This is a genomic window from Streptomyces huasconensis, assembly GCF_021028635.1.
In the GTDB taxonomy this organism is placed as follows: domain Bacteria; phylum Actinomycetota; class Actinomycetes; order Streptomycetales; family Streptomycetaceae; genus Streptomyces; species Streptomyces huasconensis.
Genome location: NZ_CP086119.1, coordinates 325,440 through 344,396 on the forward strand (window position 1 = coordinate 325,440; position 18,957 = coordinate 344,396).

General features: G+C 74.8%; 18 protein-coding genes. 11 read left to right on the plus strand and 7 right to left on the minus strand.

What is annotated here, in order from left to right; genetic code table 11:
- Positions 1-78: 78 nt before the first annotated feature.
- Genes J2N69_RS01385 through J2N69_RS01395 form a run of 3 tightly spaced genes read right to left on the minus strand, consistent with a single transcriptional unit; the run spans position 79 to position 1,720 of the window.
- Positions 79-429, minus strand: a complete 351-nt coding sequence (locus tag J2N69_RS01385) for an Asp23/Gls24 family envelope stress response protein (protein WP_230899041.1) — start codon at positions 427-429, stop codon at positions 79-81.
- Positions 426-1,139: an Asp23/Gls24 family envelope stress response protein gene (locus tag J2N69_RS01390; protein WP_230899042.1), complete on the minus strand. Its 714-nt coding sequence runs from the start codon at positions 1,137-1,139 to the stop codon at positions 426-428. The genes J2N69_RS01385 and J2N69_RS01390 overlap by 4 nt, the downstream gene beginning before the upstream one ends.
- A complete protein-coding gene (locus tag J2N69_RS01395) occupies positions 1,130-1,720 on the minus strand; it encodes an RNA polymerase sigma factor (protein WP_230899043.1) in 591 nt (196 codons plus the stop codon). Before J2N69_RS01395 ends, J2N69_RS01390 begins: the two co-directional genes overlap by 10 nt.
- Before the next feature lie 260 nt (positions 1,721-1,980).
- On the opposite strand from J2N69_RS01395, the gene J2N69_RS01400 reads away from it, so the two are divergent.
- The 4 genes from J2N69_RS01400 to J2N69_RS01415 all read left to right on the plus strand — a co-directional run bounded on the left by J2N69_RS01400 (position 1,981) and on the right by J2N69_RS01415 (position 4,380).
- Positions 1,981-2,517 carry an Asp23/Gls24 family envelope stress response protein gene (locus tag J2N69_RS01400; protein ID WP_230899044.1) on the plus strand — a complete coding sequence of 179 codons (537 nt, stop codon included), beginning with the start codon at positions 1,981-1,983 and terminating at the stop codon, positions 2,515-2,517.
- A gap of 68 nt (positions 2,518-2,585) precedes the next feature.
- A complete protein-coding gene (locus J2N69_RS01405; RefSeq protein ID WP_127911471.1) occupies positions 2,586-2,771 on the plus strand; it encodes a hypothetical protein in 186 nt (61 codons plus the stop codon).
- Complete coding sequence (locus J2N69_RS01410) at positions 2,768-3,799, plus strand: DUF6286 domain-containing Asp23/Gls24 family envelope stress response protein (protein ID WP_230899045.1); 1,032 nt, start codon at positions 2,768-2,770, stop codon at positions 3,797-3,799. Before J2N69_RS01405 ends, J2N69_RS01410 begins: the two co-directional genes overlap by 4 nt.
- Positions 3,796-4,380 (plus strand): alkaline shock response membrane anchor protein AmaP, encoded by a 585-nt coding sequence (locus J2N69_RS01415; protein ID WP_230899046.1) that lies wholly within the window; start codon positions 3,796-3,798, stop codon positions 4,378-4,380. The genes J2N69_RS01410 and J2N69_RS01415 overlap by 4 nt, the downstream gene beginning before the upstream one ends.
- A 32-nt stretch (positions 4,381-4,412) precedes the next feature.
- On the opposite strand, the gene J2N69_RS01420 is transcribed toward J2N69_RS01415, so the two are convergent.
- From J2N69_RS01420 to J2N69_RS01430, 3 genes are all read right to left on the minus strand, one after another.
- The gene (locus J2N69_RS01420) at positions 4,413-5,672 is read right to left on the minus strand and encodes a DegT/DnrJ/EryC1/StrS family aminotransferase (protein ID WP_230899047.1); all 1,260 of its coding nucleotides are present in this window, start codon (positions 5,670-5,672) and stop codon (positions 4,413-4,415) included.
- Positions 5,673-5,731: 59 nt separating this feature from the next.
- A complete protein-coding gene (locus J2N69_RS01425) occupies positions 5,732-6,865 on the minus strand; it encodes a GNAT family N-acetyltransferase (protein WP_230899048.1) in 1,134 nt (377 codons plus the stop codon).
- A 143-nt stretch (positions 6,866-7,008) separates the two neighbouring features.
- A complete protein-coding gene (locus J2N69_RS01430; RefSeq protein WP_230899049.1) occupies positions 7,009-7,983 on the minus strand; it encodes a MerR family transcriptional regulator in 975 nt (324 codons plus the stop codon).
- Positions 7,984-8,137: 154 nt separating this feature from the next.
- Between J2N69_RS01430 and J2N69_RS01435 the strand changes: the two genes are divergently transcribed.
- From J2N69_RS01435 to J2N69_RS01455, 5 genes are all read left to right on the plus strand, one after another.
- Positions 8,138-8,725 carry an RNA polymerase sigma factor gene (locus J2N69_RS01435; RefSeq protein WP_230899050.1) on the plus strand — a complete coding sequence of 196 codons (588 nt, stop codon included), beginning with the start codon at positions 8,138-8,140 and terminating at the stop codon, positions 8,723-8,725.
- A gap of 318 nt (positions 8,726-9,043) precedes the next feature.
- Positions 9,044-10,315, plus strand: coding sequence for an alpha/beta hydrolase family protein (locus J2N69_RS01440; protein ID WP_230899051.1), 1,272 nt, complete (start codon positions 9,044-9,046; stop codon positions 10,313-10,315).
- Positions 10,316-10,355: 40 nt separating this feature from the next.
- A complete protein-coding gene (bdeA, locus tag J2N69_RS01445) occupies positions 10,356-11,288 on the plus strand; it encodes a bis(hydroxyethyl) terephthalate hydrolase (protein ID WP_408056659.1) in 933 nt (310 codons plus the stop codon).
- Between the two features lie 41 nt (positions 11,289-11,329).
- Entirely contained in the window at positions 11,330-14,233 is a 2,904-nt protein-coding gene (locus J2N69_RS01450) for a helix-turn-helix transcriptional regulator (protein ID WP_230899052.1), read from the plus strand.
- A 131-nt stretch (positions 14,234-14,364) separates the two neighbouring features.
- Positions 14,365-15,978: a sigma-70 family RNA polymerase sigma factor gene (locus tag J2N69_RS01455; RefSeq protein ID WP_230899053.1), complete on the plus strand. Its 1,614-nt coding sequence runs from the start codon at positions 14,365-14,367 to the stop codon at positions 15,976-15,978.
- A gap of 38 nt (positions 15,979-16,016) precedes the next feature.
- Here the strand turns inward: J2N69_RS01455 and J2N69_RS01460 are convergent, their stop codons facing one another.
- Positions 16,017-17,177 carry a hypothetical protein gene (locus tag J2N69_RS01460; protein ID WP_230899054.1) on the minus strand — a complete coding sequence of 387 codons (1,161 nt, stop codon included), beginning with the start codon at positions 17,175-17,177 and terminating at the stop codon, positions 16,017-16,019.
- Positions 17,178-17,631: 454 nt separating this feature from the next.
- On the opposite strand from J2N69_RS01460, the gene J2N69_RS01465 reads away from it, so the two are divergent.
- Both J2N69_RS01465 and J2N69_RS01470 read left to right on the plus strand, forming a co-directional pair.
- The gene (locus J2N69_RS01465) at positions 17,632-17,961 is read left to right on the plus strand and encodes an STAS domain-containing protein (RefSeq protein WP_230899055.1); all 330 of its coding nucleotides are present in this window, start codon (positions 17,632-17,634) and stop codon (positions 17,959-17,961) included.
- 145 nt (positions 17,962-18,106) lie between these two features.
- Positions 18,107-18,949 carry a DUF1206 domain-containing protein gene (locus tag J2N69_RS01470; RefSeq protein WP_230899056.1) on the plus strand — a complete coding sequence of 281 codons (843 nt, stop codon included), beginning with the start codon at positions 18,107-18,109 and terminating at the stop codon, positions 18,947-18,949.
- Positions 18,950-18,957 lie beyond the last annotated feature (8 nt).

Sequence of the window (18,957 nt, forward strand, 5' to 3'; positions counted from 1 at the left end):
GCCCCTGGGCCGTTGCCCTCGCGCACGTCACAGCTCTGTCTTCCATGTCACCGAACGGCAACACGCCACCTCAGGGCCTCACACCAGCCCCGTCACGGTCACGGACACCCGAGGCGGGCTGCCCACCTCCCCGCGCAGGGCCTCGGTGACGGCGGCGCGCACCGCCCGGGTCACGTCCACGGCGCGGCGGCCCCGGTGCAGGACGAGGTGCACCTCCACGTGCCACCGCCCGGTGCCGCCGAGCCGTGTCACGCGGACGCCCGAGGAGTGCGACGGCCTGCCGGTGCCCCCAGCCCGTACGCGGGCCAACGGGCCCGACGTGCGCAGGAGTTGGGCAAGGCCCGGCCGCAGGAAGGCGACCCCGGCCGTGTCGAGGACCGCCCTCGCGACGGTGTCGGTCAGGTCTCCGGTTGCGCGCTGCTCCGTCACGGCCGCCACCCTTCCACGCCGTCGCCGATGTCGTCGCTGTCGTCGGTGTCGTTCATGTCGTCGATGAGGTCGCTGATCGTCACGTCGACCGTCGCGACCGGCATGCCCAGCTCGGTGGTGGCCGCCTCCAGCACCCGCCGGCGGACGCGCTCGGCGACCTCCTGGAGGTTCCGGGTGAGGGCCACCTGCACTTCGAGGCGGATCTCGACCGGGCCCCGGGGCAGGCGCCCCGTCGGGGCGGGGGGCGCGCCGTCCTGGGGGCGGACCTCGATGCGGCAGCTGCCCGCACGGACCCCGGTCAGGGTCTCCGCCGCCGCGCGAACGGCCCGGGCGGCGGCGGCCTCCACGATCCAGGCGTCCTCGTCCTCCTCGCCGAGCGGCAGCGTCCGGCCCGGCCGCAGTTCGAGCCGGACGACGTCCATGACGCGGCCGACGAGCGCGGAGGCGTCGGCCTCCTCGGGCTCCCGCGGCTCCGACGCCCGCGCGGCGGAGACGACGTCCTCCAGATGGCGCAGTGTGTTCAGCGCCCCGGTGCAGTGCGGGCAGCCGTCGGCGTGCGGATCGGGCTCGCCGCTCTCCCGGCGCTCCCACACACTCCACAACTCCCGCCCGCACGGCAGCGGTTCCCGCTCCGCGCGGTCGTCCGCCGGGCTCTCCCCGGTGGCCGCCTCGCGCGTCTCGCCCGGTCCGGTTCCCTCGTTCACCGCCATGCGGCCATCGCCTCCGTGAGATAGCGCCGCGCCCTGAAGACGCGGCCGCGCACCGCCTCCGGGCTGATCCCGACCGACTCGGCGATGGTTTCGTAGGGAAGGCCGTTGAGTTCGCGCAGCACCCAGCACACCCGCTGTTCCGGTGACAGTCCCGCCATCGCCCTGCTCAGGTCCGCCACCGCCGCGTGCCCCTCGGCGACCCTGGCGGGCGATGCCTCGTGCTCGGGAGCCTGCGGCTCGGGCACGCCCTCCAGGTCCACGACGGGACGGCGGGCGCGCAGCACGTTCAGGCACCGGTTGGTGACGATGCGGTGTATCCAGGTGCCGAACCGGGCGTCCCGCCGGAACTCCGGCAGCTTGCGCCAAGCGCTCACGAACGACTCCTGCACGGCGTCCTCGGCCTCCGTCCTGCTCCCCAGCAGCCGCGTCGCCAGCCGCAGCAGGCCGGGCGCGTGGCGTCGCACCAGCTCCTCGAAGGCCTCTTCGTCACCTTCCCCGGCCCGTACCGCCAGCAATCCGTCCTCGCGCCGCGCGGACTCCTCCGCTGGGTCCTGCGGCGCTCCGCCCCGGTCCCCGGGCACACGCGGCTCCTCTCATCCAGGTCGTGCTCGTACGACACACGGACGGCCGCCGACGTTACGCGGCGAGGGCACGTTACCTCCCGGAACGAGCAGTTCTTCCGAGGCGCGTAACGAATCCCCGCCGTCCGTGTCAGACAAGCACGGAGCAGGGCACCCGGTCCGGGTACCGAACGCTCGGCGGAGCGGCAGGCCGCCGGACGGCCGATCGACCGTTCAGTCACCTGCCCCGCACAGGACTTCGACGACGAGGAGATGCCGGTATGGCGACTCAGGACATCCATGCGAACGTGGCCACGTCCGGTGGCAGCGACAGCGGCGCCACGGGCGCGGCCCAGAAGAGCGCGGGCATCGCCCCGGTGGCCGGGACCACCACCGTGACGGGCGGCACCGGGGCGGGCGAGCCGGCCGCGACCCGGGGGAAGACCTCCATCGCCGACGTGGTGGTCGTGAAGATCGCCGGGATGGCGGCGCGGGAGATCCCCGGCGTCTTCGACATGGGCGGCGGCCTCTCGCGGACCATCGGCGCGGTGCGCGACCGGGTCCCTGGCGGGCGCCCCAACGTCGGACGCGGCGTGAAGGTCGAGGTCGGCGAGCGGCAGACGGCGATCGACCTGGACATCGTCGTCGAGTACGGCGTGCCGATCACCGACGTCGCCCATGACGTGCGCGAGAACGTCATCGGCGCCGTGGAGCGGATCACCGGCCTCGAAGTCGTCGAGGTCAACGTCGCGGTCAACGACGTACGGCTGCCCGACGACGACACCTCGGAGTCCGCCGGCGAGACGCGGGTGGAGTAGCGGGGCAGCGGGTGCGGCCGTGACGTCCCTGTTCGCGTGACGTCTCCTTCTGTGGGGTGAGGTGAGTGGTGAGCACAGCTCTGGTGGGCATGATCGCCGGGATGGCCCTGGGGTTCGCCGGCTGGTTCGGCGGCTTCGGCGCATTCCTGGTGGTCGCCGCGCTGGGCGCGGTCGGCTTCGTCGCGGGGCGTCTCGTGGACAGCGGTACGGACCTGCGGGACTTCCTCGGCGGCCGTGACCGGGGGCGGCGATGAGCGCGACCCCCGCGGCCGAGCGCGGCACGACGACGGTGGCCGAGCGGGCGGTGCGCCGCATCGCGGAACGGGCCGCCACCGAGGCGCTGGCCCCGGGCGAGGTCGAAGTGCGCCGGGGTTCGGCCGTGGTGCGCGGCCGCCGGGCCGAGGTGGGTGTCACCGTGGCCCTGCCCTACCCGGCGGTGCTCGACGAGGCGGGTGAACGCGTACGGTCGAATGTCGCCGACCGCACGGCCCGCCTCACCGGTCTCGCCGTGCCCTCGGCGCGCGTCCGCGTCCGCGAACTGCGCGTGCGGGTGGGTGAAGAGGCCGAGGCGACAGCGGCCGGGCCGCCTGCTGCGTACGAGGCGGTGGCCGCGGGGTCAGAGCAGGCGGCGGAGCAGGTGGTGGAGCCCACGGGCGGGAACCGGGCGCGGCGGCCCTGGTCCCCGCGCCGGTTCCCCGTCGCGGCGATGGCGTTCGGCGGCGCGGCGGTCTGCGGTCTGTTCCTGTACGACGTGGTGTCCGTCCACGCGGCCGGACATCCGCCCGCACGGTGGCGCGGCCGGCTGACGGAGTGGCTGACCACGCACGGCCCGGACAGCGGCACCTGGCCCGGCGCGGCGGTGGCGGCCGCCGTCTTCCTGCTCGGCGTATGGCTGCTGGTCCTGGCCCTCACGCCGGGGCGGCGCCGTGCGCTGCCCATGGCGGGCCCGGCCGCGGGGGTCCGGGCGGTGCTCGACCGGCGGGCCGTGGCCACGCTGCTGCGGGACGCCGTGGCGGAACTGCCCGGCCTCACCCGGGTACGGGTCGGTGTCGGACGGCGCCGGGTGCGCGTGCGTGCCGGGCTGGCCTTCGGCGACCTGGAGTCCGCGCGCCGTACGGTGGCCGAGACCGCTGAGGAGGCGTTGGCCGCCTGCGGTCTGGCGAGGCCCCCGCGGCTGCGGGTCCGGGTGCGCGCCGAGCCCGCCTGGCGTGCTCCCGTGCCACCGGAAGCGGACGTACCGCCCACGGCTGCCGGTGCGAGCCCCGGGGGCACCCCGCGATGAGCCGCCTCCGTCACGGCACCAACCGCGCGGTCCTGCTGGGGGTGGGGGCGGTGCTGCTGGTCTCGGGCGCCGCGCTGGCCTCGGCGACCGGCCTCGTCCGCGACCGGCTGCCCGCGCGGTGGCCGCGGCCCCCCGCGGGCAGGACCTGGCTCGACGGGGAGGCGCTCGGCCGCTGGCGTGACCAGGGCTGGTGGCCGGCCCTGGTGATCGCCGCGCTCTGCGCCGGCGTCCTGCTGTTCCTGTGGTGGGGGTGGGCGCAGGTCCGTGCGGGACGCCTGCGCGAGATGCCGCTGGGGCAGCCGGGTGTGACCTTGTCCGGTCCCGCGCTGGCCGCGGCGATGGCCGAACGGGCGGAGGCCGTCGACGGCGTGGCCCGCGCCCAGGTGACGCTGCTGGGCCGCCCCCGGAGGCTGCGTGCGCGCGTCACGCTGGTCCTGGCCCCCGACGGCCGCCCGGAAGCGGTGCTGCGCGACCTCGCGCGGCGGGCCGTCACCGAGGTGAGGGCGGCGGCCGCACCCCGCTCTGTGGAGGTCGACGCGCGTCTGACGGTCCGACAGCACAAGGCGCGACGACTGCGCTGATGCGTTCGGGCGCGGCCACCGCCCGAACGTCCCTACCTGACCTGGGGTTTCGCGGGCGCCGTGCCTCTCCCGGGTGAGGGCCCGGAACCTGACGCGGAGTCGGGGGCCGATGACTCCGGGAGCGCGGGCCTGGCCCCTTCCTTCGCCAGGGCGTTGATGATCCTGCGGGCGAGGAGCGGGTCGGCCGGGAGGGTGTGCGAGGCGAACCACCGGGCGGCCGACGGATCGGGGGACGGTTCGACGAACTCGGCGCCCGCGTAGTCGTCGAGCGGAGGGTCGTAGACGTATCCGCAGACCACGCCGTGGTCCACGAGGCGGTCGAGGAGAACGTCGCGGTCCTCGACCAGGAGCGGCACGCGGAAGAGAGGGAGTGGACCCTCCTTCGCCGTGCGGTCGCGCAGCGCCCGGCCCGCCCAGGCGGTGCCCGCCAGCAGGGAGACGCCCGCGCAGCGCCGGGTGAGATCTCCGTCGAGCCGGTCCATCCGCACCTTCAACTGGCCGCGCACCAGGGTCCCGTGGCGTTCGCGGAAGCCATGGAGGTCGACGCGCACCCATGGCTCGTACGCCGACAGGCTCGGCGCGTGGCGCGCGCACTCCGCGAGCCGCCGCGGCCGCAGGTCCATGCGGAACGTGTCGCGTTCGAGCAGCCCGAGGTGTTGCATCGTCCGCCACACCGGGCGCACCAGGTGCAGGCCGCGTACGGCGGAACGCGCCAGGGGGCGGAGCGTGGTGGCGAGGTCGCCGTGGAGGCGGCCCGGCACGAGGAGGTCGTCGCGCAACCGCTCCATCTCGCGCCGCTCCTGGGCGTCCTCGACCGCGAGGAAGCCGCCGGCCATCCCCGCCACGTGCTTGGACAGGCTGAACGCCGCCGCCGTCCCGAAGGTGCCGATGGGCTGCCCCTCGACGCGTGTGCCGATCGCGTGCGCCGCGTCCTCGAAGAGGGGTATGCCCAACTGGTCGCAGTGGCGGCGCAGTTCGACCACGCGGTCCGGGACGCCGTACAGGTTGGTGGTCAGTACGGCGTCCACGTTCCGCCAGGTCGACTCCGGGACCGCGGCCGGGTCGATGTTGCCGTCCCACACGGAGACGGGGGCCTGGACCGGGCGCAGCCCTGCCGCGAGGACCACGAAGAGGATGACGTCGTCGTTGACCGGTGACATCAGGACACGTGCACCCGGCGCGCACCAGCGGCGCAGCGCCAGGTAGAGGGCCAGCCGGGCCGAGGGTGTGTACAGGCACGGGCGGCCGAGCCGTCGTGTCATCTCTGCGGCGAGCCGTGATCCGTACGGCATCGGCACCCTTCGCTTCCGCTGGTCCGGAGGTCGTCGCGGTGAGGAGTCGCCGGGCCCGGTCATCCGGCTCGGCGGGCCCGGGCCGACGTGCGCAGCGCGCCGACCGTCTTCAGGAGCCGGTCGGCGGGTTCCCGGAGCCTGGGGTGGGCCAGCACGGTGTTGCGCAGGCCGCGCACCGGTCTGCGCCACATGCGGTGCGCCGCGGCGACCGGGTGGGGGCGCGTCGCGAAGCCCTCGCCCACCCGCAGCTCCCGCGTCTTGAGCCAGTCCTTGTACTCCTTGTCGCCGCGCCCCAGGTCCATGGTCCGCATGCCGTGCCGCCCGGCCGCCTCCGCCATCCGCAGATGCATCAGCGTCCCGGGCGAGTAGTAGCGGAACTCGGGGTCGTACGCCGTGAACCACGCGGCGAACACCGTGCGGGAGGCCGGCCCGAAGTGGGCGGCCACCGGCCGGTCCCCGGCGTACACCGCGGAGAGCACCCCGGTGAAGTGCTCCTCGCGGACCTGGAAGAGGTGCTCCACCAGGTCGACGATCCACGGCCGCGCGAACCGGTCCATGCGGCCCGTCCTGCGGTACTGGGCGGACTTCCAGCGCATGAGGGCACGCAGCACGCGCGGGTCGCGCTCGTCGTAGACGAACCGCATCTCGCCGAGGTCGCGGACCAGCCGGCGCTCCTTCTTCAGCGTGGTCCTGGCCAGCCTCGGGTAGGCGCCGCGCAGCCACTCGGCGTAGTCGCCCTCACCGGTCGTCAGGTCGAGCACCGGTGAGGCGAACGTGCCGGTGACGTGGGCGCCGAACGGCTTCTGTTCCTCGACGAGGTGGTCGAACTCGAAGACGGAGAGCCGGCAGGCCTTCAGCAGCTCCTCGGTGTCCCACACGACTCCGGGACGGTGCACGAGCGCCTGGCAGTCGGAGAGTCCGAGGCCGATCGCCCGGCCGACGCCGAAGGAGTTGCGCTCGTACGGGAAGAAGCCGACGGGCTCACCGCCGTCCCGCAACACCGCCACCTGGGCGCCGCCGCGGAACCTGCCGACGCCCTCGGCGAATTCGGGCGCCAGGAACGGGTTGGCGTACTCGGGTGACTCGTCCATCGCCCGGTGCCAGGCCGTGCGGAGCGGGTCGCTCAGCCCGTCGAGTGTGTGGATGCTGATGTCCACCTCAGCCCGCCCGCCTTGGTACGGCGTGCGGGTCATCGCTTGTGGATCGCATGGGCGACCGCTCCCCCCAATGACGCGCTGTCGGCGTCGGCGTCCTGCCACTTCTCCGGGTTGCTCGGCGATGCTCAAAGGTCGCGAAACAGTACGCACGTGTCAAGGGTGCCGACGCGTTTCGCACGTCAACCGCGTTGTCGCACAGCCGTGTTGGAGCGATCGCCGCACACCTTGCCGATCTGTGTCAGCGCTTCCCGGAGGGTGGTCGGCCGCAGGGCGCCGCGCACCGCGGGGCCCGCCCAGCCCGGCCCGCCGAGCATGACGACGGGCCTGCCGCGGGCGCCGCGCACGCCCCAGCGGGTGTCCGCGATGTGCCGGGCCAGCGGCACGCTCGCCGTGGAGCGGGCCTGCGACCACAGGACGACGACCGCCGGGCCCGTCCTGCGGACCGCCGCCGAGACCGCCTCGACCGGTACGGCGGCGCCGAACATGCGCTGGCGGACGCCCAGTTCGCCGAGGGCCGCGCTGAGTGCTTCCAGGGGCAGCGAGTGCTGCTCGCCGGGCACGCAGGCCAGGACGAGCGTCGCCGTCGGAGGCGGGGCGGTCGCGGCGGTGTCGGTGGCGGGGGCGCAGCGGTGCAGGGTGCGGGAGACGTGCCAGGACAGCAGGTGCTCCACCTCCACGTAACGGTCGCCCGCCTCCTCCCACTTGCGGCCCACCGCGTGCAGCGTCGGCACCATCACCTCCTGCCACGCGGCGATCAGGCCGTGCCGCTCCACCGCCCCCGTCAGCAAGTCCTGGACGACGGGGGCGTCGAGGCGGACGGCGGCGCGCGCCAGGCCCCGCCGCTCCCGCACGAAGACGTCGGGTGATGCCGCGCGGGCGCCGGGGGCCTCCCGGGGCGACGGCACGCCTGGACCGGCGGGGTCGGAGCCGCGCTTGAGCGCCGTACGGGCGGCGTCGGCCGGCGGCACCCCGAGCGAGGTGAGGCGGCCCATCTCCTCGACCACCGCGATGTCCCGCTCCGACCAGCGGCGGTGGCGGCCGGGCTCGCGGGTGGCGGGACCGAGGCCGTACCTGCGGTCCCAGGTGCGCAGCGTCGTCGGCGACACGCCCAGCCGCCTCGCCAGAGCGCCGGTGGTGACTGCCGCATCGTTCATCCGCTCACGATACGACGCACAAACGACGCGGGTTGCCGGGTGCGCGAAGCTGCTCCGACTATGGCCCAGCCGTGACCCGGGCCGCGACCCGCCTGACCGATCGCCGCCTGGGGCAGAGCGGTTGACAGGGGCGACAAGGAGGTGACGGGCGTCGATGAGCACAGCGGTGCCGCATCCCTCACGAGCCGAAGTACCGGCCAGCGGTGAAGCTCCGGCCGCCGAACCGGCCCACGGCGACGAGGCGTGGCTCGCAGCGGTGTACCGGCAGTGGGCGCCCCGGGTGCGGGACCAGGCCAGGCGCGCGCTGGGGGACAACCGCGAGGCCGAGGACGTCGCGCAGCAGGTGTTCCTCGCCGCGTGGCACGGCCGGACGGGTTACCGCCCCGAAGCCGCCACTCCCGCGGCGTGGCTGCGCGGCATCACCCGGCGGAAGATCGCGGAGGCCCTGGCCGCGCGGTCCCGCGGGGCGGCCCTCGCCGAAGGCGCCGGGACGCGGTTCGCCCGGGAGCGGCCATACCGCGAGGAGGCCGACGTGGTGCTCGACCGGGTGCTGGTGGCCCAGGAGTTGGCGTTGCTGCCGGTGCCGCAGCGGACGGTGCTGTGTCTGACGTTCTACGAGGAGCTGACACAGGCACAGATCGCCGAGCGCACCGGGTGGCCGCTCGGCACGGTCAAGAGTCATGCGCGGCGCGGCATGCGTCGGCTGCGCCCGCTCTTGCGGGAGGCGGCGGGCGACGCGTAGGGCCCGCCCCTTCCGCGGGCAGCCACCCTGCGTGCCGCGCCTTGCCTGCGCCTCCTGTGCGCCTCAGCGGGGTCGGCGCCGCTGAGGACGCCGCTGTCACCCCCGAGACGGCGGCCAAAGGCCGTGGGCGGAGGACACGTCGCGCAAGCGCGGCCCCGCCCACGGCCGCCCTCGTCGACCGACCGCTCCCGGCCTCACCCGGACGTGGCCGTGTCCCGCCTCCTACCAGGAGCTGACAGTCACGTACCTCTACGGTCTGGTCCCTGTCCGCCCATGGGTCGACGCGCCCCCTCCCCCGCCGCTCTAGCCTCCTGTGACATGACCCTTTCCCGAACTCCGCTGCGCAGACATGCCGTTGTCGCCGCCCTCACCCTCGCGCTCATCGCGCCCACCGTCGGCACGGCGACGGCCCACGCCTCGCCCTCCGACGGCGCCGACCGCGTCGGCGCCGCCCGCGCCACGTCGGCCGACGCCGCGGACACGGCTCCGCTGCGTCTGCCGCGCCCCACCGGGCCCTACGCGGTGGGGCGCGACACGCTGCACCTCGTCGACGAGAGCCGCCGCGATCCGTGGGTGCCCTCGGCGGGCGCGCGGGAGTTGATGGTGTCCGTCCACTACCCGGGCCGCCACGGTGGAGGGCACCCCGTCCCGTACACCTCCGAGGAGGAGGCCCGGCTGTCGCTGGAGGCCTGGCAGGTGGACGGGCAGATGTCCCCCGCCGCGTACAGCTCCACCCGTACCTTCGCGCGCTCCGGGACGCGGCCCGCGCCGGGGCGCTTCCCGCTGGTCGTGCTCTCCCCGGGATTCACCGCGCCCCGCTCCACCCTGACCCACCTGGCGGAGGACCTGGCCTCGCGGGGCTTCGTCGTCGCCACCGTCGACCACGCGTACGAGTCCGTGGGCACGGCCTTCCCCGGCGGCCGAATGCTCACCTGCCAAGCCTGCGCTCCCGCCGAGCAGCCGGGGATGGGAAAGGTCGTCACCGAGGGGCGGGCCAAGGATCTCTCGTACGTCATCGACCGGTTGACCGGCGGTGAGTCCTCCTGGCGGCACGCCCGGATGATCGACGGCCGGCGGATCGGGGCCGGCGGGCACTCCATCGGAGGCGCCGCCGCGCTCGCCACCATGACCACCGATCCCCGGGTGCGGGCGGGCCTGAACATGGACGGCAGTTTCCACACGGGTCCCGACGGGATCGACGGCCGCCCGTTCCTGATGCTCGGAACGGAGGCCGAGCACACCCCGGGCCACGGGGACGGCAAGAACTGGGACCGCACCTGGCAGGGCCTCGACGGCTGGAAGCGCTGGCTCACCGTGCGGGGCTCCGGGCACTTCACCTTCACCGACCTTCCGGTTCTGGCCGGGCAGGCCGGGGTGGTCGACCCCGAGGTGCCGCTCTCCGGTGAGCGTTCCCAGGAGATCACCCGTACGTACGTCGGCGCCTTCTTCGAGCAGTGGCTGCGCGGCGAGCGGGAGCCACTCCTCGACGGGCCGGCCGCGCGCCACCCCGAAGTCGTCTTTCAGGGCGTCGGTCCGTCGAAGACCGGTGATTTCGCCGATGTGCCCGGGACGGGTGCGCCCGGACAGTAGCCGCTGCCAGTCATCGCGCCGTCGAAAGGATGCGACCGTCGTGCAGCAGCTCAGTGTCGAGACCCCCGGCAGCCCTCCGTCCCCGCGCAGGTCACGGCTGCGGCCGCGCCTCCTGCGGGCGTCGCTCGCCGCCTTCCTGGCCGTGGGCGGGCTGGTCACCGCCCAGTCCGGGAGCGCGGGCGCCGCGGAGAATCCGTACGAACGCGGTCCCGAGCCGACCGTCTCCAGCATCGAGGCCCCCCGCGGCCACTACGCCGTGTCCGAGACCCGCGTGCCGTCCTTGGGCGTCACCGGGTTCGGCGGCGGCACCATCTACTACCCGACGAGCACCGCCGACGGCACGTTCGGCGCCGTGGCGATCTCCCCCGGCTTCACCGCCACCCAGTCGTCCATCTCGTGGCTGGGGCCGCGGCTCGCCTCGCAGGGCTTCGTCGTCTTCACCATCGACACCCTCACCACGGTCGACCAGCCCGACAGCCGCGGCGATCAACTCCTCGCGGCTCTCGACTACTTGACGCAGCGCAGCACCGTGCGCGGACGCGTCGACAGCAGCCGGCTCGGCGTCATGGGCCACTCGATGGGCGGCGGCGGTTCACTGGAGGCCGCCAAGAGCAGGCCGGGACTTCAGGCGGCGATCCCGCTGACCGGCTGGAACCTCGACAAGACGTGGCCCGAACTGCGGACGCCCACCCTGGTCGTCGGCGCGGACGGCGACACCGTCGCCCCGGTCTCCTCGCATTCCGAGCCCTTCTACGAGAGCCTTCCCGGCTCTCTCGACAAGGCGTATCTGGAACTGAACGGCGCGAGCCACTTCACGCCGAACACCTCGAACACCACCATCGCCAAGTACAGCGTCTCGTGGCTCAAGCGGTTCATCGACAACGACGTGCGCTACGAGCGGTTCCTCTGCCCCCTCCCCCGGCCGAGCACGACGATCGAGGAGTACCGGGGCAACTGCCCGCACACCTCCTGAGAGGCTTCCAAGAAGTTTTACGTGGAAGTAACGTGACGGTCGTGGCCGGACTGACGACTGTGACGGGTCCCCTCCGGATGTACGGCCGGAGCGCTCAACTGCACGCCATCGACGCCCTGTTGACCGGCGTGCGCGACGGGCGGGGCGGAGCCCTGATGCTGGTGGCGGCGCCGGGGCTCGGCCGGACCACGCTGCTGGCCCACGCCGTCCGCTCGTTCCGTTCCCTCCGGTCGGGGACGGCGCTCAGCACGCGCGCCGTCCCCGCCGAGAGCCTGATCCCGTACAGCGGCGTCCACTCCCTGTGGTGTACGGGGGCGGCGCCGCGCCCGCTGCCGAAGGAGCCGGGGGCCCTGCTCGCCGTGGTGCGCGAGCTGGCGGGCGGGCGCCCGCTGCTGGTCTGCGTGGACGACGCCCACCTGTGGGACGCGGCTTCCCGCGCCGCCCTGGGGTTCGCCGCGCGTCGCCTCGGCGGACCGCATCCGGTGGGTCTCATCCTCTCCGTCGCCGCCCGCCGCGCGGACGATCCGCACTTGGCGGGGCTGCCCGTCGTCCACCTCGACCCCCTCGCGCCGCCCGAAGCCGCCGCGCTCTTCGACGACGTGACGCGGGGCGGCGCGGACACCGTCGTACGCAATGAACTCCTCCACGCGGCGGCCGGCAACCCGGGGGCGCTCCGCGCGCTCGTCGCCGCGCTGACGCCGGATCAGCTGGCGGGGCGGGCCCCGCTGCCCCGGCGGCTGTGTGCCGGTCCCGCGCCCGCGTACGGCGGTGTCGATCCCTCGGAACTCCCTGCGGAGACACGTGAGTTGCTGCTCCTGGCGGCCGCCGCGCATGAGCCCGGGGCGGCGGGTTCGGGCGCCGACGCGGAACTCGTCCTGCGGGCCGGTGCGGCGGCCGGGCTCGACGTGGCGGCCCTGCTCCCGGCGGAGGCGGCCGGGCTCGTGCGCCGCACGGCCGACCGGATCTGTTTCGACGTGCCGGGGCTGCGCCGCGCCCTGTACGCCGGTGCTCCGCCCGCCCGGCGCCGCGACGCCCACCGGCTGCTCGCCTCGGCCCTCGACGAGGCCCGTGCTCCGGCGCTGCCGCGTCGGCTGCACCGGGCCCTGGCGGCCACGGGACCGGACGCCCGGCTCGCGGCCGCGCTGACCGTCGCGGCGGAGGCACCGGGGGCGGCGCCGTCCCCGGCCCTGCGCGCGGCGGCGCTCTCCGCCGCGGCCGACCTCACCCAGACCGCCCGGGACCGCGCCCTGCGCCGGGCGGCCGCGGCGGACCACGCCCGGCTGGCGGGGCGGCCCGGACAGGCGCGGGAACTGCTCGCCGCCGCCGCGTCCGAGTCGGCGGACACCCGGGTGCGCGGCACCGTCGAGCTGATCCGCGGCCGGCTGGCGCTGGGGGACGGCCCGGTGGCCGACGCCCGCGAAGCCCTCCTGCTCGCGGCGGAACTCCTGGCCCCGCACGACCCTGAGAGCGCTCGGGAGGCCCGCCTGGGGGCCATGGCGGCGGCGTGGGACATGGGGGACGCCGAGGCGTACCTGGCGGCGCTGGGCACTCCCGCCGACTGCCCGGATGCCGCGCAGCCGACGTCGGCCGACGCCGGCCCGCGGGCCGAGAGGACACGGACCGAGGAGCCGCCACCCACCCGGCCGTCGCCCCCGGCCCCGCTCCCCCACCCGCCACCTCACGCGTCCCCCTCCGAAGCCTCCCCCTCCGAAGCCTCCCCCGCCGAAGCTTCCCTCGCCGAGGAGTACCGCGCCGCCATGGCCGTCGTCATGCGCGGCCGGCTCCGTGCCGCGCGTCACGGGCTGCGCGGGGTCGTGGCGCTGGGGCAGGGCGCGGAGGAGCCGTCGCGGTTGTTGCGGGCCGGGGTGGCAGCCCTGGTCGTGGGGGATCTCGCGGCGGCCTCCCGGATCAACGCCCGGGCGCTGGCCGCCGCGCGGGCCTCGGGTGCGGAGATCCACGTACCGCAGGCCCTGGAGTACCTGGCCTACGCCGAACTGCGGGCCGGGCGGCATGCCCGGGCCCGAGCCCACGCCGAGGAGGGACTGCGCGCGGCGCGCTGTACCGGCCAGCGCAACATCGCCGCGCGGCACCACGCGATCCTCGCCCTGGTGGCGTCCATGGAGGGCGAGGACGAAGCCGTCGACGCGCACGCGGCCGCCGCGGCGCGCACCGCCGACCGGCACGGCCTCGCGCAGGCCTCGACGCTGGTGCAGTGGGCGCTGGCCCGCGTGGACCTGGGCCGCGGCCGGGCGCCGGAGGCCGCCGCGCGGCTCGGCCCCGTGGTGCGCCCGGGGCCGCGCCGCGGTCACTTCGCCGTACGGATGCTCGCGGTGCCCTGCTTCGCGGAGGCGGCCGCCCTCGCCGGGGAGCCGGAGGCGGCCCGCGGCTGCGTCGCGGAGTTCGCCGCGTGGGCCGCCCAGGGCGCCGACCCGCAGGCCCCCGCGCAGCTGGCCCGCTGCCACGCCCTGCTCGCCGCACCCGAGGACGGTGACGCGCTCTACGCCGTGGCGCTCGCCCGCCACGAACTGGTGGGCGGTGACTTCGAGAGCGCCCGCACCCAGCTCCTGTACGGGAAGTGGCTGCGGCGCAGGCGCCGTCCCGGGGAGGCCAGGGGCAGGCTGCGGGACGCCCTGGTCTCCTTCGAGCGGTGCGGCGCCCGCGCCTGGGCCGAGCAGGCGCGGGCGGAGCTGCGCGCCACCGGGGAGGCCGGCGCCCCCGAGCCGCCGGGGGGTCTGTCGGGTCTGACTCCGCAGCAGCTGCGGATCGCCCGCTGCGTCGCGGAGGGCGCCACCAACCGGGAGGTGGCGCGGCGGCTGTCGGTGAGTCCGCGGACCGTCGACCACCACCTCCGCAACGTTTTCGCGCTGCTCGGGGTACGCTCTCGCGTCGAACTGTCCCGGCTGGTGGCCAGGTCCGAGCAGCTCACCGCCCACGACGAGCCGTGAGCCCGACCGGCGCCCGTCGTCGGGACCGGGATTCTTCTCGTCCGGTCGGCGGGTTTCTGTTATCCGGGCCCGGGCCGCGCGTCTCCCCTGTGTCGGAGGAGACAGGTCCCCACACAGAAAGTGGTCTCAGCGTGAGCAGCGAACGCCAAGTCGCGATGGTCAGGGCGGCGCAGGACGGCAACCAGGGGGCGCAGGACGCGCTCGTGGCGGAGTACCTTCCGCTGGTCTACAACATCGTCGGGCGGGCCCTGAACGGTCACGCGGACGTGGACGACGTGGTGCAGGAGACCATGCTCCGCGTCCTCGGGGGCCTGGACGGCCTGCGGGAACCGGAGAACTTCCGCAGCTGGCTGGTGGCCATCACCATGAACCAGATACGCGGGCACTGGCGGGAGCGCGCTTCGGGTGCGATACCCGCCGGTGGTGGTCTCGCGGACGGGTACGACGTGGTGGACCCGGGCGCGGACTTCGTGGATCTGACCATCACGCGGCTCGGCCTCTCGGGGCAGCGCAAGGAGACCGCGGAGGCGACGCGGTGGCTGGACGAGGACGACCGGGCCCTGCTGTCCCTGTGGTGGCTGGAGTCCGCGGGCGAGCTGACGCGGGCGGAGGTCGCCGAGGCCCTGGAGCTGTCCCCGCAGCACGCGGCGGTGCGGGTGCAGCGGATGAAGGCGCAGCTGGAGACGGCCCGGGTGGTCGTCCGTGCCCTGGCGGCCGAGCCGCTCTGCAAGGGGCTCAGGGAGCTGACGGCGGGCTTCGACGGCGTGCCGTCCGCGCTGTGGCGCAAGCGGCTGGCCCGGCATGCGCGTGACTGCGCGGTCTGCGCGGGGCACTGGTCCAATCTGGTGCCCGCCGAGCGGCTGCTCGTGGCGCTCGCTCTCGTGCCCGTGACAGCGGCCCTGACCCAGCGGGTGGCGTCGCCCGATCTGGTCGTGGTCGGCTCGGCCGCCCCCTCGCACGACGGTGGAGCCCCCGTCTCGGCACGGACGCTGGCCCGGCAGGAACGCGCCAGGCGCCGGCGCCGCACCGCCGGGGTGGCCGCGGCGGTCGCCGCGCTGGTCGCCGGTGGCGCGGCGGTGCATCTGCTGACGGGGCCGGAGTCGCAGGAGACCTCCCCGGCCACCGCCGCCGCCCCCGGCTCCGCCATCCCCTCGGCGGCGGAGTCGGCCTCGAAGAGCGCGTCCCCCTCCCCCAAGCGTTCGGCTTCCCCCTCGGCCAAGCCGAGCACCGACAAGAAGAAGCCGAAGAAGAAGGCGAAGAAGCAGCCGACGAAGAAGCCGTCCGCGACGCCCGTCAAGACCAGGCCGACGGCCGAGCCGAAGCGGAAGCCGCAGGCGCCCGACCCGGCTCCCGCGGCGCCGAACGGCACGGCCGAGCAGGTCGTCGCGCTGGTCAACACCGAGCGAGCCAAGGCGGGTTGCGGCCCGGTCCGCTCCAACGGCAGGCTCGCCACGGCCGCCACGAAGCACTCCGCCGACATGGCCGCGCGCGACTACTTCGACCACACCAGCCCGGACGGCACGGACCCCGGCGACCGCATCACGGCGGCCGGGTACCGCTGGAGCACGTACGGCGAGAACATCGCGCGGGGCCAGCGGACCCCGGCCTCGGTGATGGAGTCCTGGATGAACAGCGCCGGCCACCGCGCCAACATCCTCAACTGCGACTTCAAGGAGCTGGGGGTGGGCATCCACAATGCCTCCGGCGGGCCTTGGTGGACCCAGGCGTTCGGCACGGCGGGCTGACCCGCGGGGCGCCGGGCGCCGGGCGCCCGGCGCCGGCCTCAGCCGACCCGCTGTCCGTGGAACTGCTCCAGGCGGCGCTGGGCCAGCGTCAGCGTGCCGCGCTGGCGGCCCGGGACCTGACGGCGCAGGCGGATCAACGCGGGGCCGAGGGCGCGGACGGCCTCAGGGTCGCGTACGCGGTCCCAGAGGTGGTGGGCCCGGTCGGCCGCGGCTTCGACCTCCGGGGAGTCCGGGGCCTGCCCGGCCGTGAGGCGGGCCGTCGCGACCGCGAGCCACGTCTCGCAGCTGCGCGCCGGATCTCCGGCGAACCGCGCGAGGTCGGCGCGGACTTCCATCCAATGGATGACCTCGTTCGAGCCCGGACCGTGCATGCGCAGGGCGGTCTGCTCCCAGGAGGCCGCGAGCGCCGCCGCCTCGCCGTGGCGGCCCGCCTCGACCGCCGCCGTGATCGCCGCGTGCGGGTCGGTGTGCGGGTCGCTGTGCGGGATGCCGGGCTGATCCGGCCCCGGCGGGTGCACGGCCGGTGCCTGCGGGAGATGCGCTGCGGCGGCCGACGGCGGCGGTGCCGCGTGGGGGTCGAGCGCGAGGAGCAGGTCGGGGGCGTCGTCGCCGAGGGACTGGGCGGCGGCCTGCTGGTGGAGCGGGAGCAGCGGGGGGCGGTGGCCGCTGCGCAGGATGGTGGCGAGCGCCTTCATGTAGGCGGGCGCCGCCGGGGTGCGGCGCCGGGCGGGCGGGGCGACGCGGCCGTAGAGGGCGACGCCGGGCCCCGCGTCGAGCGGCTGCTCACGCAGGGCCTGCCAGCTCTCGGCGTCGGTGTGCAGGTCGGCGATGAGCGCGGTGCTGCCCGCCGGGCGCAGCCGCAGTTCCTGGGTGAACCAGTCCCAGGGGAAACCTGTGTAGCGCATGGTGGCGGGGGTGGCCCGGGCGAGCGCGAGGTGCAAGTGGCGCTGGCGGCGGTCGAGATGGACCTGCCCGACGAGGTAGATCGTCAGCGGTCCGGGCGCCATGGCGGCGGCCCGCAGCCGGGTCAGGACCGTCTGCGGGTCCAGTGGGTCCGCCAGCTCCACCACGCTCGCGGTGTCCGTGCCGGCGAGCGTGGCCGGCGCGACCGCCGCGAGCACGGGCAGCACGGAAGCCGCGTCCACGAGACGGCTCTTGGTCACGGGGGCCGCCGCGATCAGCAGCGCAGTACCGGGCACCGGCCCCTCCCTATCGATCACCACGCCAGCACCGTATCCGCTGCTCGCCCCGCGCACGACAGCATGCCGACGATCCGTACGAATTGCCCGCGCTTCTCGGAGTAGGTGGTTTTGCCGCGTTTTCAGGGAGTTGGCGCCCCGCGACCGCTCACCGAGGGACCGCTCCGCCCGTACGTCGCCACCCTCCCGACCAGCAACTACACTACGTAATCGACGTCATGGGCCCTGATCGGTGCGAGAGTTCGCTCAAACTACCGCCCACACAAGGGTACGAACGGCTCTGAGCGGGAACGATGGACATAAGACCTCGGTGCCGCCCCTGACTCCGGTGGCGTCAGGCGCCGGTCCCGGAAGGCCGCGCCACCCTCCGTCGATTACTCTCCGTGAAGGAGGCAGGACACTGCTGGACTGGGAAACGGGCACCGCCGACTTCACCTTCGGCCTGCGTCACCGCGTGGTGAACGGCACAGATGTCCTCGCGTTCTGGGGTGAGCTCGACGCCTGGGCCGACCAGGAACTCACCCCCCGTGTGACGGCGCTCCTCGACCAGGCCGGCCGCCACGTCGTGGCCGACCTGCGAAAGGTGACGTTCCTCGACGCCGGCGGCCTGCGGCTGCTGGTGCGCATCCGGCAGTACGTGGCCGCGGGCCAGGGCACCTTGTGGCTCGTGCCCGGCACCGCGCGGAACTGGCGCGTGCTCCGCATCACCCGCCTCGACCGGACGTTCACGATCCCGGCCAGCGCCCCGTACACGGGCGGGCGGCCGGGAGCCCGCACCGGGTAACCACTGACCACTGATCCGGACCGCCCCGACCGTTCGCGCGACGCGTCCCGTACGACGTACGGTGTACAGAGGGATAGACCCCGCTGCGACCTGCGAAGACGCGCACGAATCGCATAAGCCGGTATCGCGGGGGCACTTGGAAGCCATGCATCTGCCTTCGGTGACAGCGAACGGGAAGGGCCGGGCCCGGCGGGCCGCCAAGGGACGTACCGCCGAGGCGGTGGCGCGTGCCGGGTTCGTCGGCCGCGGAGTGATCTACCTCCTCATCGGGGTGCTGGCCCTGCGTATCGCCTTCTCCGACGGCGGCGGCCGCCAGGCCGACCGTGGCGGCGCCGTGGCGGAACTCGCCGACCGGCCGTTCGGGAACATCCTGCTGTGGCTGCTCGGCATCGCCCTGGCCGGGATGGCGCTGTGGCGGCTCTCGGAGGCCCTCTTCGGGCAGGCGGGGCCCGATGGCCACAAGCCGGGCAAGCGGGCACTGTCCGGGGCGCGCTTCCTCTTCTACGTCTTCGTGTCGTACTCCGTCCTCGCGTACGCGGCGGGCGACGAGGGCAGCGGCAGCGGCGCGAGCGACCGGCAGACCAAGGACGTGACCGCGAAGGTCCTCGACTGGCCCGCCGGGCAGTGGCTCGTCGCCGCCGCGGGCATCGGCGTGCTCATCGCCGGGGTGTGGATCGCCGGGCGGGCGCTGATGCGCAAGTTCCACAAGCGGCTGCGCCTGTCGGAGATGCCGCGCCGGATGCGGCAGCTCACGGATGTCCTCGGGATCGCCGGCGGAGTGGCCCGGGGCACGGTGTTCGCCGTGGCCGGCGGGTTCGCCCTCACCGCCGCGTTGCAGCACGAGCCCGGTGAGGCGAAGGGCATGGACAACACGCTGCGCTCCTTCACCGAGACCGGCTTCGGGCCCTGGCTGCTCGCCCTCATCGCGGTCGGCCTCGTCGCCTTCGGCCTCTTCTCCTGGGTGAACGCGCGCTGGCGCAGGGTCTGACGGCCGTT